The sequence below is a fragment of the Hippea maritima DSM 10411 genome, from assembly GCF_000194135.1.
Lineage (GTDB): Bacteria > Campylobacterota_A > Desulfurellia > Desulfurellales > Hippeaceae > Hippea > Hippea maritima.
On the sequence record NC_015318.1, the window covers coordinates 1,105,676 to 1,120,955 of the forward strand.

General features: G+C 37.2%; 11 protein-coding genes. 6 read left to right on the forward strand and 5 right to left on the reverse strand.

Translation table 11 applies throughout. The features are described 5' to 3' along the window. Positions 1–100 precede the first annotated feature (100 nt). Genes HIPMA_RS05775 through pgeF form a run of 5 tightly spaced genes read left to right on the forward strand, consistent with a single transcriptional unit; the run spans position 101 to position 5,563 of the window. Complete coding sequence (locus HIPMA_RS05775; RefSeq protein ID WP_013682121.1) at positions 101–1,471, forward strand: FAD-binding oxidoreductase; 1,371 nt, start codon at positions 101–103, stop codon at positions 1,469–1,471. Then, on the forward strand, positions 1,471–2,715 hold the full coding sequence (locus HIPMA_RS05780) for a (Fe-S)-binding protein (protein ID WP_013682122.1): 1,245 nt from the start codon (positions 1,471–1,473) through the stop codon (positions 2,713–2,715). The genes HIPMA_RS05775 and HIPMA_RS05780 overlap by 1 nt, the downstream gene beginning before the upstream one ends. Then, positions 2,716–3,582, forward strand: coding sequence for a UTP--glucose-1-phosphate uridylyltransferase GalU (gene galU, locus HIPMA_RS05785; RefSeq protein WP_013682123.1), 867 nt, complete (start codon positions 2,716–2,718; stop codon positions 3,580–3,582). Beyond that, positions 3,576–4,835 (forward strand): serine--tRNA ligase, encoded by a 1,260-nt coding sequence (gene serS / locus HIPMA_RS05790; RefSeq protein ID WP_013682124.1) that lies wholly within the window; start codon positions 3,576–3,578, stop codon positions 4,833–4,835. Before galU ends, serS begins: the two co-directional genes overlap by 7 nt. After that, positions 4,835–5,563, forward strand: coding sequence for a peptidoglycan editing factor PgeF (gene pgeF, locus HIPMA_RS05795; protein ID WP_013682125.1), 729 nt, complete (start codon positions 4,835–4,837; stop codon positions 5,561–5,563). The genes serS and pgeF overlap by 1 nt, the downstream gene beginning before the upstream one ends. Here the strand turns inward: pgeF and HIPMA_RS09185 are convergent. The 5 genes from HIPMA_RS09185 to HIPMA_RS05820 form a co-directional block, all read right to left on the reverse strand. Further along, complete coding sequence (locus HIPMA_RS09185; RefSeq protein WP_013682126.1) at positions 5,552–7,945, reverse strand: HD domain-containing phosphohydrolase; 2,394 nt, start codon at positions 7,943–7,945, stop codon at positions 5,552–5,554. The two genes, pgeF and HIPMA_RS09185, sit on opposite strands and share 12 nt — an antisense overlap. Continuing rightward, the gene (locus tag HIPMA_RS05805; RefSeq protein ID WP_013682127.1) at positions 7,932–8,978 is read right to left on the reverse strand and encodes an ABC transporter substrate-binding protein; all 1,047 of its coding nucleotides are present in this window, start codon (positions 8,976–8,978) and stop codon (positions 7,932–7,934) included. Before HIPMA_RS05805 ends, HIPMA_RS09185 begins: the two co-directional genes overlap by 14 nt. A 122-nt stretch (positions 8,979–9,100) precedes the next feature. Then, a complete protein-coding gene (locus HIPMA_RS05810; protein WP_013682128.1) occupies positions 9,101–10,195 on the reverse strand; it encodes a hypothetical protein in 1,095 nt (364 codons plus the stop codon). Positions 10,196–10,211: 16 nt separating this feature from the next. Then, positions 10,212–12,143 carry a hypothetical protein gene (locus HIPMA_RS05815; RefSeq protein WP_013682129.1) on the reverse strand — a complete coding sequence of 644 codons (1,932 nt, stop codon included), beginning with the start codon at positions 12,141–12,143 and terminating at the stop codon, positions 10,212–10,214. A 98-nt stretch (positions 12,144–12,241) separates the two neighbouring features. Beyond that, positions 12,242–14,284, reverse strand: coding sequence for a CARDB domain-containing protein (locus HIPMA_RS05820; RefSeq protein WP_013682130.1), 2,043 nt, complete (start codon positions 14,282–14,284; stop codon positions 12,242–12,244). Positions 14,285–14,680: 396 nt separating this feature from the next. Between HIPMA_RS05820 and HIPMA_RS05825 the strand changes: the two genes are divergently transcribed. Further along, a complete protein-coding gene (locus HIPMA_RS05825) occupies positions 14,681–15,271 on the forward strand; it encodes a Uma2 family endonuclease (RefSeq protein WP_013682131.1) in 591 nt (196 codons plus the stop codon). Positions 15,272–15,280 lie beyond the last annotated feature (9 nt).

The following is a 15,280-nucleotide window of genomic DNA, read 5'->3' on the forward strand; positions in this document are numbered from 1 at the left end:
GTATAACACAAGAAAATTTAAAAAACCACCCAAACCATTTTCATTATTTTTTCTTTTATCTATAGAAAAAAATTGATAATTATGTATAATCACAACCGTTATGAAAGCCAATGCACTTAAAAAGATAAAAGACATATTCAAAGATAGGTGCCTAACTGATAAGCTAAGCAGAGTTCAGTATTCTTACGATGCAACACAAAATATGTTTCTACCCGATGTGGTGGTTTTGGCAGAAAACACCCGCGAAGTCTCGCAATTAATGAAAATAGCTAACAAATACAATATTCCCGTCGTGCCTCGTGGTTGGGGCAGTGGCTTTACCGGTGGGGCTTTAAATGTCAAAGGCGGCATATGCCTATCGCTTGAGAAAATGGATAAAGTGGTTGAGTTAGACCTTGACAATATGATGGTCTGGGTTGAAGCGGGTATGGTCAATTACGACTTGCAGGAATATGTAAAACCGTATGGATTGTTCTTTCCACCCGATCCCTCAAGCTGGAAATTCTCAACAATCGGTGGCAATATAGCCGAAAATGCAGGCGGACCTAAAGCCGTGAAATACGGCGTAATGAAGGATTGGATCAAGGGATTGGAGATCGTTTTGGCAGATGGAACCATAATGCAAACAGGCTCTAAAAATATAAAGGATGTGGCAGGTTATGACCTAACCAGTCTGCTTGTGGGCAGCGAGGGAACTTTGGCTATAATAACCAAAGCACTTCTTAAGCTTTATCCTTTGCCTGAGGCTAAAAAAACAATACAACTCGCATTTGATGATATGAAAAAGGCAGCTGCGATGGTTAACAGGATTCTTCTAAGCGGCGTAATCCCTGTGGCTGTAGAATTTGTCGATAAAGATGCAATACAGACGGTTAAAAACGCGCTAAATGCAGACCTACCGCGGGCAGATGCCATTTTGATAATAGAGGTAGATGGAAGCAAAAGTGAGGTTGAGCAACAGACAGATAAAATAAAAGAACTATCCAAAAAAGAACCCTCCATCGTATCGTTTAAAATCGCAAAGACCAAACAGGAGGAGGATGAGATCTGGCTTGCAAGACGCTCCATATCCCCTACCCTAAAACAGATAGCAGATGGCAAGCTAAACGAGGACATCGTGGTGCCACGCTCAAAATTGGCAGAGATGATAGAAAGATTACAGAAAATATCCAAAAAATACAACCTACCCATTGTAAACTTCGGCCATGCGGGTGATGGCAACATACATGTTAACATTATGTATCACACAGATAGCAAAAAAGAGACAAAAAACGCCTTTAAGGCGATGAATGATGTTTTCGATGAGTGTATAAAATTGGGCGGTTCAATTACAGGTGAGCACGGGGTTGGCATAACAAAACAGGACTTTTTAGAAAAGCAGATAGGCAAAGCCCAGCTTGAGCTCCTAAAAAGGATAAAACAGGCGTTTGACCCAAACAACATAATCAATCCAGCTAAAATGAGGCTGTAATGGATAAAAGGCTTTTCAAAGAATGGGAATCCTGCGTTAAGTGCGGCATATGCAGAAGCGTTTGTCCTGTATTTAAAGAGGAAAAATCAGAGCCTTATGTGGCAAGGGGGCATATAACCCTCCTAAGTGAGCTAATAAAGGGCAACATAGACTTTAGCGAAAAGGAGGCCAAGGATTATCTATACAAATGTTTGCTGTGCACAACCTGCGTTGAATCCTGCCCAAACGATTCCCACACAGACACCATAGTTGAGATAGCAAGGCATGAGGTTATAAAGAAACACGGCCTTCCCACATACAAAAAAATCCTATCAAAACTCCTAAAAAGCAGGCAGGCAATGGACTTTGCCTTCAAAAGCGCATCAACCTTTTCACCGATCTTTGCAAAGAAAAACAACAAGCCTAGAGATGGTATAAAGCTAAGAATTGAAGTTGCAGGGAAAGACAGACTTCTACCACCTATAGCTAAACAAACATTTTTAGATAAATACGGGAATGATAAAAAGTCCAGGGTTGTCCTTTTTCCTGGGTGCTTGATAAACTACACCTATACAGAGATCGGCGATGCCTTTGTAAATATCCTAAAAAAACTAAAGATAGATTTTAGCGTTCCAAAAAAACAGCTATGCTGCGGTGCTCCGATTTACTTTGCCGGCAACTTTGAGGATGCGCGTTATTTGGCAGAGAAGAACATAGAGTTATTCTTAAGTCTGAATGCTGAGCATATCGTTGTCCTTGAGCCTACCTGTGCAAGCATGATAAAGCTGGACTATCCAAAGCTGTTTATGTATTTTGAGGATAAGAAGTGGGAAGAGAAGGCACGCAGGGTTGCTGAAAAAATCATAGACCCAATAAAATTCTTATTCGACCAGACCGATGTTTTAAGGCGCCTTAAAAAACTTCCCATAAGAACAACCTATCACGATCCATGCCACCTAAAACGGGCATTAAAAGTTAAAGACGAACCCAGAGAGTTTCTAAAGGCGATCTCTGATTATACAGAGATGAAAGAGGCCGATAGATGTTGCGGAAACGGCGGAACATTTAGTATAGATTACAGAGAAACCTCACTAAAAATAGCATCAAGGAAAGTAAAAAACATATTGGATACAAAATCTGAGTATTTAGCCACATCGTGTAGCGCCTGCATAATGCAACTTGCGGATATCCTGAACTTAAAAGATCATAAAGAGATAAAGGTCTATCACCTGCTTGAACTAATAGACAAAGCACTGGAGGCTTAGATGAAGGTTAAAAAAGCTGTTCTACCCGTTGCTGGTTTTGGAACGAGGTTTCTTCCTGCCACAAAATCATCATCTAAAGAGATGCTGCCTTTGGTTGATAAACCCCTTATCCATTACGCCGTTGAGGATGCTGTTAAAGCTGGCATTGAGCAGATCATATTCATCACAGGAAGGGGCAAAAGGGCTATTGAGGATTACTTTGATATATCCTTTGAGCTTGAGTTTCATTTAAAGCTTCAAGGCAAAGAAAAACTTATAGAGAAAATGAGGCAGATCAGCGAGATGGCCGATTTTGTCTATATCAGACAGAAAGAACCAAAGGGATTGGGTCATGCCGTCTTGAGGGCTAAGGATGTGGTGGGCAATGAGCCGTTTGCCGTAATCTTGGCAGACGATGTAATAGAATCAAAAACAAGTGGCACAGCCCAATTGGTCGATGTGTTTAACAAATACCACTGTTCGGTTATAGGGCTTGAGGAGGTAAATCCAGACGATGTCTCAAGTTATGGTATCGTAGCGGGCAAGGAGATAGAAAACGGCATATTTAAATTGGACACATTCGTGGAAAAGCCAAAGAAGGAAGAGGCCCCAAGCAACACGGCTATAATAGGCAGGTATGTGTTTACGCCGGCTATTTTTGAAGAGCTTGAAAAGACAAAACCCGGGGCAAAGGGCGAAATTCAACTAACAGACGCTATAGAGTCCCTAAGCAAAAAAGAGGTGATATACGGCAAAGTGATAGAGGGCAAAAGATTTGATTGCGGAAGTAAGTTGGGCTTTTTGAAGGCAACAATAGAATTTGCCCTAAACGATAAAGAGGTAAATAAAGAACTAACAAAATACATAAAAGAGGTGGTGAAGTGTTAGATTTAAACATCTTAAGAAAAACACCTGAGATTCTTAGAGAAAACTTAAAGAAGAGGCTTGCAAAGATAGATGTTGATGAGCTGATCGAATTGGACAAAAGGGTAAGGCAAAAAAAGGCTGAGCTGGATGAGCTTTTATCCAAAAGAAATTCGCTATCAAAAGAGATAGGCAAAAGAAAGGCAAAAAAGGAAGCCGCAGACGACCTTATAGAAAGCGTAAATCAGATATTAAAACAGCTTGAGGCTGTTGAGGATGAATACAAAAAGCTCCATAAGGATTTTATGGACAGATGGTTGCTTGTGCCAAACATATTGGACGATGATGTTCCATCCGGTGCGGATGAAAATGACAATGTGGAGATAAGAAGATGGGGTGAGCCGCCTCAATTCAGCTTCAAACCAAAAGAGCATTTCGAGATAGCAGAGAAACTCGGTATATTGGATTTTGAAAGAGCCTCCAAGCTGTCGGGTTCACGCTTTGCTGTGTATAAAGGGGATGGTGCAAAACTCGAAAGAGCCCTAATAAACTTTATGCTTGATCTACACACGCAAAAACATAGATATAAAGAGATCATACCGCCATATATTGTAAATTACGATGTAATGGTGGGAACGGGTCAGTTTCCTAAATTTATCGAGGAGGCATACGAAACCAGCGGGCAGTATCTGATACCGACAGCTGAGGTGCCTCTTGTAAATCTACACAGGGAGGAGATGCTAAGCGAGGATGAACTGCCAATAAAATATGTGGCATATACGGCATGTTTTAGAAAAGAAGCTGGGAGTTATGGTAAGGATGTCAAAGGCATTATAAGGCAACATCAATTCAACAAGGTTGAGCTTGTGCAATTTACAAAGCCCGAGGAGTCGGATAAGGCGCTTGAGGTGCTTACTAAGGATGCCGAAGAGGTTTTAAGATTGCTTGGGCTTCCTTATAGGGTTGTTGTCTTATGCAGTGGGGATATAGGTTTTTCTGCTGCTAAGACTTACGATATCGAGGTGTGGCTGCCGGGTCAAAACAGATACAGGGAAATCTCCTCATGTTCAAATACAAGGGATTTTCAGGCAAGAAGGGCATCGATAAAATTCAAGGATAAAAACAAAAAGAAGCAGTTTGTCCACACGCTTAACGGCTCGGGCGTTGCTGTTGGAAGGTGTTTGGTTGCAATATTGGAGAACTATCAACAAAAAGATGGCTCTGTTAAGATCCCAGAGGCACTTGTGCCCTATTTTGGAAAAGAGAAGATTGGATAATGGGTTTTGTTGAGGATAAAAGGTTTTTAGAATTTAAAGCGCGATGCTTATTCTTTGATAGATTTGGGGGTGTAAGCCCCTACCCTTTTGATTCATTGAACTTCAGCTTTGCCGTTGGCGATAAAAAAGAGAACGTCTTAAAAAATATAGAGAACGCCCGTAAATCCATAAATGTAACCAAGATGGCCTTCATAAATCAAATACACTCAAAGGATATAGTTGAATTTGACGGCAAAAACCACGATGCAGACGGTATCTTTACAGATAAAGCGGGGGTATTCTTAGCTATAAGATTTGCAGATTGCCTGCCTATAGTTTTAATGGATACAAGAAAAAGGATAGTAATGGCAATTCATGCTGGCTGGCGCGGCAGTTATCTGGGCATATCAAAGAATGCGGTTGACATATTAAAACAAAGGGGCTCAAACCCAGAAGACATAATTGTCTCCATAGGGCCACATATTTGCAGAAATTGTTATGAAATCAAGGATGACCTTGCCTGCAAATTTTCAGAAGAATTTATAAATAAAAAGAACGGTAGGCTATTTCTAGACCTATCCGCTGTTAACATCAAACAATTAACACAAAGCGGAATCCCAAACGAAAACATTGTCGATTTGGGTATCTGTACATTTGAAAACAGTGACTTTTTCTCCTACAGGAGAGACAAAATCTGTGGCCGTGGGGCTGGCGGCATTATGTTATTTAACAGTAATTCACAAGAGTAAAGAACGTCGCACTTCTTTTTCCTTCACTCTGATATTGTAGATAAGCTCGTCAGTTGTCCTACCATCCTTGGGGTAAACAACATAGGTGCAAATTATTGAGCAGCCTAACTTACTCGTTATGGTATTTCTCAATTCATCAAGCCTATCTTTGGGATTTATGTTATCCTTTAATATGAAAATAAAATTATCCTCATTCACCCTTGCTATACACTCACCAATATTATCTTTTAGTATGTTTGCAACACCCACTATAAGATCAACTGCCTGAGCCTTGCCTTTCTCAAACCTGATTTTAGAAAAGTTAACCACATCTATCAAACATAAAGAGAAAGCTGCATTATCTATAATAAGGCCACCAATCTCTCTTTCAAGCTTATCCATTGTCGAAAGACCCGTCAGCCAATCAGTAAAAAATATATTTTTTCTGATTTCTTCTATATTTTCCGGAAAAAGATGTCTTTTCTGCTTTTCTATATCTTTGCCCAACCTGTACATATCCTCTACATATGGTTCTATCTTTTTTATAATGTTTGGATCAAACTGTGTGCCTGCATTTGCAATCAATTCAGCTTTTGCATCCTCCACGTTCATTGCGCTTTTATATGGACGTGATGTTATGATAGCATCAAATGAATCAGCAATAGCCAAAATTCTTGCCTCAATCGGTATATCCTCACCCCTAAGCCCGTCTGGATAACCCTTACCGTCCCATCTTTCATGGTGCCCTCTTATTCCGCCTATTACGCTTGAGAGCATTTCAACGTGCTTGAGTATTTCATAAGAAAACACAGAGTGCATCTTCATAATCTCATACTCATTGGGAGAAAGTCTGGTAGGCTTAAGTAAAATTACATCGGGTATGCCTATTTTACCAACATCATGAAACAGACCTGCTTTGTATATATTGTTTTGATAAGTCTCATCAAAGCCAAGAATCTCAGAAATAAATCTTGCATATTCCCACACTCTTCTTGAATGCCCCTCGGTATATCTATCCCTTGCCTCTATTGCATTGAGAAGGGCTTCTATTGCATCTTTATCTAAGTTTGAAAAATACATGTTTATAGCGAATATACTTGCTATCAATTTAAGGAAATTAAGATCTTCTTTTCTAAAAGCGTTCGGCCTTTTGGTGTTTCCAACACATATAACACCGTAGGAGTGATCTTTGTAGGAAATCAAGGCACACATAGCAGACTTCACACCACTTAGAAGCTTGGCTTTATCCGAAACAAAGCTGTAGGATTGATAGTCGTTTACTATAACACTCTCCTTCCTATTCCAAACAATACGGCTTAAGGAATCCTCCATTTTAAAAAAGTTTATTTGTTTTGCCTTTCCATCCTTTAAAACATATTCTAAGTCCGGCTTATCTAAAAATATTCCTGCGATGTCGGTTTCAAATACATTACTCATAACCTTCAAGGCCTTTTCTATATTGGATATAGAGGCAAAATTTTCCTTAATTGCCATTATATTTTTTACCATTTCAATTCTTTTGTTCAGTTGTTGGAGGGTTTTTATGTACAACTGTTCCCTTTTTATTTTTCTGTTTAGAAGAATCGATACTCCAATTATAATAGTTATAGAAACAACGATAACAAACACAAGACTTAGGGTTGCATATTGAATATTCTGCTTAAGCGTATCAATAAGCCTACTTTTCTTTTTTATACCAATATAAAAGGTGGCTTTATCAATAGAAAACTTAGAGAGTTCATAAATGCCATCATTCTTTATGGGATAGTAAGACAATTCAACACTCAAACCCTTTATGTATTCAAAGATAGAAAACAATTTTGAGGCAATGTCTATACTCTCAACTAAACTACCTCTATAAGTGTCATTTATGAATATAGGATAAACTAAAATCAATGATAGATCATTCTTAGGTACGCCAGCTAAGCTAAGCATAGGGGCTGTGAAGTAAATGCCACATTTTAATTTCTTGGCTAACTCTATCTTTTTAGCTAAAAAATCATATTGCTTAACAAAAGAGTTCGGTATAGGCGTTCTTGAAATATGGGGATAGAGTAGCGTTAACTGATTATAATCTACAAAAAATATATTCCTTATATCATCATGTTGAACCTTTAGAAGATAAGAATCCAGAGCTGATTCTAACTGATTCGGTGATACTTCAGGTAAAACAGAAAAAGTATAATCCAATAGATTTTTGTTCGTCTTTAGATAATTGGCCAAATTCGCTTTTAAAAGCTCCATCTGAACTTTACTTTGGCGCTCTACCTCTACCTTGGTTTTATAGAAAATCAGCCTAAGGGATTGACTAATCGTAAGAGATGTAAGAATGATTACAAAAACACCCAATATTATAAGGATTGATGTTCTTTTTGGACCGCTGTTATTCTCAGTAAACTTCATCTAATGTATCTAAAACCTCTATTGGAATCTTTAGATTTAGCTCTTTGGCTCTACTTAAGTTTATGACTCTTTCTCTTTTTTGAGCATTCTTTACAGGTATTCTTGACATAGGCACACCGTTTATAATTTTTAACGCCATCCTCGCTGCCTGAGCGCCCATAGCATAAAAGTCAAGCACAACTCCTCCAAAAAGTCCTCTTTTGCAAAAGGCTTTATTAACAGCTATATCTGGTTTTTTTGCTAGTTGCATTTCAATTGGTATAAGATGGAAAACATCCAGCTTCCCATTATTTGATTTAACAGAATGGGTATTTACCAAATATGCTACTACGCTATTGTCCTCATTTATTTTAACAATAGCTCTCTTTATATCATCTAGAGAGTCTACCCAAAACACTTTCACATCATCTTTAAGGGGCGTATCTTTTAATTCTAATTCTATCTGGCGGGTTACTATTCTTCCTACTTTGTCCTTTGATGACAAAACAAACACCTTACCTTTCTTTCCTACAATATGCTCAACAAATTTTATACTCGAGGCTACGTATAACTTTTCATAAACACCTGTGATATTTGCCGTCGGATTTCTATTTTTATCCATAAATTTAAATTTTTTATTATAATCCTCAGGCATTATATTCAAACCGCTAAAAACCACAGAAACATTTTTGCGAATAAGCTTTGGAGCAAGCTCAGAGAAGGCCGGATCATCAAAAAGAAACACTATGTCAGGCTTAAACTCAATGATTTTTCTATATGCTTTTTGGGCTACTTTATCCATAAGGGTCTTTGTTGAGTTTTTTAATTTTGTATTCATAAAGAAAATTTCTATCTTTGAATTGTTATCATTAATGCCGGCACGGCGGAGTGTATCCAAAGCTCCTTTGAGTTGCGGCATTCCACATAAATCCACACTTGAATAGCTTTGAACCATAAATATTTTGATGATTTTAGCCCGTGCAGGAATGCTAATAGCTACAGTTGCAAATAAAATTAATACAAGAAAGCACACAAACACCTTTCGCATTCTCATGTTCGTTAAAATATCACTTGACAACTATATGGTCAATAACTTATAGGCAATTAATTAAACCGTTCAACGAAAAATACAAAAAATTAAATTCCTTACCTACACTAAAGTAATAAACTTCTACCTTATTTTATCGTAAAAACACTAAAATCACTTTCCGCTACGGTTCTTGAATCCTCATCAAAACCCTTTACATGCCACTTATAACTCCCCCTGCTAAAGTATTGATGGCCTATATAAAAAGGCATTGAGTAGGTAGATGATTTTGTGTAGGCAGAGAAAACCGGTTTTTCCTCTCCTTTTTTAAAAAACTCCAACAAGTAAAAATATGCTTTATCTTTACCTTCCCAAATGAACTGAAGAGGTTGACCTTTTCTTATTTTTACATAGGACCCATTCTTTGGAGATATAAGCTTTATAAGGGATGTTTCTTTGAGAGGTGTATCACTCACAAAATATATAGCCTTAGGCATTTCAAATGAAGGCTCAGGTGAGGTTATAACAAACCTAATAAAGTGTGTTCCTATTTTAAATGTATCTATCTGAGAAGTATCGGGTGTTTTTAACGTTACTTTTGTTCCATGAGTTAAATACTTAAATATCCTTGGTGCTAAAATATGGCCATCTACCTCCCAATACCCCTTAAGTAGGCCAGAACCAGAAAAATATATATCTACAAACGCATAAAGCCTTTTATTCTTTTTTATGGTTATCTCGGCTTTTTTATTTTTAAAATACAGACTAACTCGATTTATTGTTAAGGGCATTGCAGCAGGATTAACTATTCTTATAGTTACACTTGCAGACGTAATATAATCACCGCTTACATAAAAATCTCTTTTGTAGGTAAACGTATTAACATTGGAGTTTAGCGCATTCTGAATAATGTAGAAGGGTATATTAAGCGTTTCTGATACTTTACCTGAATAAGTAGATGCACCAGTTATACCAATGGATGATTGCTGGGGAATTATAGTCAAACTTCTATTTACATAACCCAAAACCCTTCCAGTTGAAGTTATAAATCTACCTTTGGGTGAGTTTAAAGTACTGGAAGAAGAAGATGATAGAGTATAAGTAATAGTGGTGGTGTAAGAGTTATTTGTTGAAACATTCACGGTTGTTGGAGTTGTTGTTATGGTATCTGAAAAAGAGAATAAAGGCCATAACACAAACAATAAAACTGACAATATCAAAAAAAACCTCATGTTTTTCCTCATAACAAACTCCTTAAGTTTAAAATATATACTCAAGCGGAATAGAGACAAAAAGTTGAATGTTTATATCGTGATCCTTTGTTCCGCTTATCTTATCTCTTGAATGGTTATATTCACCTCTTATACCAATCGAAGGGGTTTTCACAACCCAATTCTTAGGCAATTCAAAGGCATAAGCTACCTGAAAAGCTGCATTTAAACCTCTCGTATTTGTAGTATTTTTATTATCCTTTGTTTTTGTATATGTACCAGACAAGTCATAACTAAACCTCTGTTTAAAAAGGCTACCCCCCAGGGCTAAACCAAGTGTCGTTGCGTTCGTGTTCGTTCCTGATTTGTAATCTCTGGTTTTATTAAACGATAAATTTGGGTTAATGTGAAAAGTTTCCACAGAATAAGATGGGCTTAATGAATATGTTACACTGGAGGTATCCTGATTGTTTTTTGTCTTATCATTCTGTTTTGAATAATCTACACCGAACAAGATAGAGAAGCTGTCCATATTGTATCCTATATCACCATGATAGGTATCTGTTATCATCTTCTGCTTATCATCCTCGCTTGGCTCTTTGGTACTTTTTACATAATCCCTTCTGTAGCTTAGGTTTATAGGGGCATGTTCAAATCTGTTTAAGGAGTAATCCACCTCGCCCGAATATGTATAAATTTTGGAGTATAGAGGTATATCGTCCACATTGTTATTCGAGCGTGATAATTTTAAAGCTATAGTGTGATATGTGTAGTTGGCCCCAGCATTAAAATACACACCCTCTGTATCGTTTGTTATACCCTCATTAGCTATACTAAAATACTTCCTTCCAACATGCTCATACACAACATTGAAGTTATAAATCTCATTTGGCGTAATATTTAATTTAACATTATATGCCCTATCGCTCATACTATCAAAAGAATCCGATATATTTGGATCATAGGAGGAAAAATCTATTTCAGAATAAAGAGATATTTTATCTTTTATTATAGGGGTTGAAAGAGAAAGGGCATACACATAACCTTCTTTGGTTATAGTTTGAGGATCGCTTGACGATGTACCAAAGCCATCACCTGTTTTTTTACCGTGAAGGTAAATGAGTCTAATATTTGTATCATCAAAAAAGGTTTTGGTAAAAGATGCACCGTATATGCTGTTCTTCGACCCTATATCCAAACCTGTTCCTCCATCGAACCCATATCTTGATTTAGAATCAACAACAAAAGCACGGATTGCGTAGCTCTTATAAGAAGTGGATAATACACCTCCCCTTCCGGACAACCCTTGTGCACTGTAATCCGATTCATCGATTTGAATATCGCCTATGTTTGCGTCTGCCGAAAAATCCTCGTTTTTATAACCAATACTAAGAAGATATCCAGAAAGATCAAATCCCTTTTGCTGTGGTGGCTCAACAGGCAAACTTTGAGATAAATACTTTAATCCACCATGAAAAGAGTAATGCCAATATTCATTTTCAAGCAACACGTCAACCTCTGGGTTCGATTCTATTTTGGTATGAGGAACATCTGTCAGCTTATCTGACTTCTTCAAAGTACTAACATAAAGTGTAGTGGCAGAAAATTTAGCTGTAGCAGTATCGAAATATTTAGATTGTTTTGTCCTAAAAACAAAATCCTTCCTCTTATCTTCACCGTTTTCTGAATAAATAACCGATAGAGTATGCTCACCAGAAGCCAGGGGCACAAAGGCATCAAAGGTTATAGAATCATTTGATATATCAGATAATTCTGTTATATCGGTTTCATCTAAAAGTATGGCTGTTATGTTTTTGTAATCTATATCCTTATCGGAACATATTATTGTAGGCTTTTTTGTTATTACTAGCTTATTGGTCTGGGATTTAGAAGTCAACTTTATAACGTTATTTGCATATGCTATTGTTGGAGTTAAGGCAAAACCAATCAAAACTCGACAAAACCATTTTTTAAACTCCACAAAACACCCCTTTTGCCCATTAATCAAAAATTGATTTAAAATAGGCAGGGAAATCCCTGCCTACATACATATTTAGATTGAAAGTTACCCAATCCTTCCTATTTTACCGTCTCCCCTGGTAAAACCATGTTAGGTTTCTCTTTTGGGACATTATAACCACCCGGCAAGGAGTTATTCTTTAGCTTATTTTTTATTGTATGGACAGCCCCATGAGTTGATAAATTCGCCTCAAAACCCCTAAACTTCAAAGTAACGCACCCATTGTTGTTAGTTTCGTCGCTTTCTCTAACGGTGTTTTTAGCATCAATTTTAAAACACAACTCACCATTCTTAGGTTCAAGGTAAATCGGCACAGCTACAAACCTTATTTGTTTTGGTCTCAGTGGGGGCGACCATAGGGTTTTTACAACTTCTGATCCAAACAAAACCTCATTTTCAAAACGTGGTGTAGACACCCCTTCATACTCCCTGTATGCAAAGTACACATAAAACAAAGGTTTGCCGTTTTTTATCCTATTTGCATCTGATGGTGTTAAAGTAATTGATGTGTTCCACTCTACTTGCCTTTTATTCTTGCCAATCTTTACAAAACCATAAAGTCCTACATCCGATTTCGGTAAGCACCTTATACCTTTAGCCTTTACGTTGTTGTTCTCATTATACTCCTTTAACACATGGTTAGCATCAACCACAATTTTAATCTTATTTTCCCCAGGTTTAAGTTTTAAATTATTTGCATCCGGGAACCATTTAAAGTGAATTGAAGAATGGGGTTTTGAAAGTTTATGGTGTGGGTCAACTACTCCCAGTCTTATACCGCCCCACGGCTTATTGTTGTTATACATCTGTATGGCTACACCGTTATTTTTATCAAAAGCTTTATAGGGTATAGTCCCACTTCCTATATTTGAAATTCCCACACTAACCCCGCATTCGCCATCTACACCTATGCTACTTACGACAAGGTCTGGAAGAGACTTACATCTTAGAACAACTCTCTTCTTGTTGTTGGATTTAGTGGATTCTTTTACTTTACTCCAATAGTCTACAACAGCCAGAATGTTTGTCTTTGCATCTCCTACCTTCAAAGAACTTTTGTATATAGCATATCCGCCTGGTTTCTGGAGTTTTCTTGATGGGTCAAACTTCCATATAGATTTACCACCCCATTTTTTGCCATTGATATACAAATAGACCCCAGGATTCTTGGGTGAATGATGAGTCCATACCCAATTAGGCAGAGGAGCTTTGCCTGCATTCTTCACAAGAACATTTACACGACATGCGTTATCCAAGTAAATCTTTTTTATGGTCAAATCAGGTAGTGCTACACTGCACTTTAACGATTTTTCCATCCTGTTGTTTGATTCGTTAGATTCTCTAAGCTTGTTCCAATAATCTACAACGGCAAGGATTCTTATAGTATTGTTGGAACCGCGCTTAATAGGTGCTCTAAATACAGCAAGACCACCAGGCTTCTGGAGTTTTCTTGATGGGTCAAACTTCCATATAGATTTACCACCCCATTTTTTGCCATTGATATACAAATAGACCCCAGGATTCTTGGGTGAATGATGAGTCCATACCCAATTAGGCAGAGGAGCTTTGCCAATGTTTTTTACATAAACATATACATACCTACAGTATCGACCTATGCGAATTCCAGATATAGTAAGATCGGGAAGAGCCGCAGTTGAACCCCCTCTACACCTAAGGCGTATAGGCGGCATTATATTGTTGTTTTCATTGGACTCAGATACAACATTTGTAGCATCAATTTTAGCGCCAAATTTATACAAGCCAGGGTTAAGCAATATAGCATTCCACGGTACATACACCTTGCTATTGGGATGTTTCAGAGTTTCATTTCTATCAAGATACTTCAACATATAAGAGCCTCTTACCTTAGAAACATCATCCTGAAGCAAAGACAAAACAATTCTATTAAACTCAGCATTACTTATAGGGCCTCCCCTATTTGCAATAGCTATCCATATACGACATTTGTTATTTACAGCTGGTCTAAGATATATACCCTCAACCCTTAAATCGGGTTTATAAGCCCAGCTGTAGCTGGAAATTCCCACAAATACTAAAGTCAAAACCAAAAACCACAGGCTTTTAAAAATCTTCTCATTCATTTTAGCCTCCTTAATAAATAGTTACAATCCCTAAACAAAACGCCTAACATACCTCCCCTCCTTCAAAAGTTTATTTTTAGATAATCCATATGTTACATTAATTTCTCCATTCCACGGATAATACACAAAAGATATAAAAAGCCTTTAAATCATTTTTTCTATTCTTATATGTTCAGCCTCACTTGAACCCGTTTTTTAATCTTACCCATTTTCTGTTGTTATTTTGAATTTTATTAAATCATATAATACTAAATTTGTCAAGTGAAAATTGCAACAATGACCAGATAGGTCCAAACATAGTTTTTGTTGACAATGATTAAGTTTGTTATAGAATTTGATAAATGGGATTTTAAAATTTATCAAATAGTTAGAAAAGTATTATAATGAGGCTTGAAAGTGGATTTAGCAGAGAAGAAGAAAAAATACTCATACAGTGATTATAAGAACTGGCCTGATGATGAGAGATGGGAGATTATTGACGGTGTGGCATACAACATGAGCCCTGCGCCGAAAGTAAAGCATCAAAAAATTAGTATAAACTTCGTAGAAAAGCTTATCCTGCAAAAAAACAGATTAAAGGGTTGCGATCTCTTTAGCGCCCCTACTGATGTTGTTTTAAATGAATACAACGTTGTCCAGCCGGATATATTTATAGTTTGCGATAAAAACAAGGTCACAGAGGACAACATAAAGGGTGCGCCAGATTTGATTATTGAGATTGTTTCGCCCTCAACTGCATACAAAGACACAAAGATAAAAAAAGACCTGTATGAAAAATTTGGCGTAAGGGAATATATCATTGTGTTTCCTGATCTATTTTTCGTTGAACGCTATATTTTAAAAGACGAAGCCTACGGTGTACCTGAGAGGTTCAACTGGGATGAGACATTAAAGCTTGGGATATTTGACATTGAAATAAACTTGTGGGAAATATTTGAGAGGGAGTTGCCGAAAAAAGAAGAACAAGGAGATATAAAAAAGAGTTAGAGTGTTAAT

Bases quoted from the DNA above. Each gene is read 5' to 3' on its own strand.
- HIPMA_RS05805 (WP_013682127.1), bottom strand. From the start codon at position 8,978: ATGAGAATGCGAAAGGTGTTTGTGTGCTTTCTTGTATTAATTTTATTT.
- HIPMA_RS05820 (WP_013682130.1), bottom strand. From the start codon at position 14,284: ATGAATGAGAAGATTTTTAAAAGCCTGTGGTTTTTGGTTTTGACTTTA.
- HIPMA_RS05780 (WP_013682122.1), top strand. From the start codon at position 1,471: ATGGATAAAAGGCTTTTCAAAGAATGGGAATCCTGCGTTAAGTGCGGC.
- pgeF (WP_013682125.1), top strand. From the start codon at position 4,835: ATGGGTTTTGTTGAGGATAAAAGGTTTTTAGAATTTAAAGCGCGATGC.
- HIPMA_RS05810 (WP_013682128.1), bottom strand. From the start codon at position 10,195: ATGAGGAAAAACATGAGGTTTTTTTTGATATTGTCAGTTTTATTGTTT.
- galU (WP_013682123.1), top strand. From the start codon at position 2,716: ATGAAGGTTAAAAAAGCTGTTCTACCCGTTGCTGGTTTTGGAACGAGG.
- HIPMA_RS09185 (WP_013682126.1), bottom strand. From the start codon at position 7,945: ATGAAGTTTACTGAGAATAACAGCGGTCCAAAAAGAACATCAATCCTT.
- HIPMA_RS05775 (WP_013682121.1), top strand. From the start codon at position 101: ATGAAAGCCAATGCACTTAAAAAGATAAAAGACATATTCAAAGATAGG.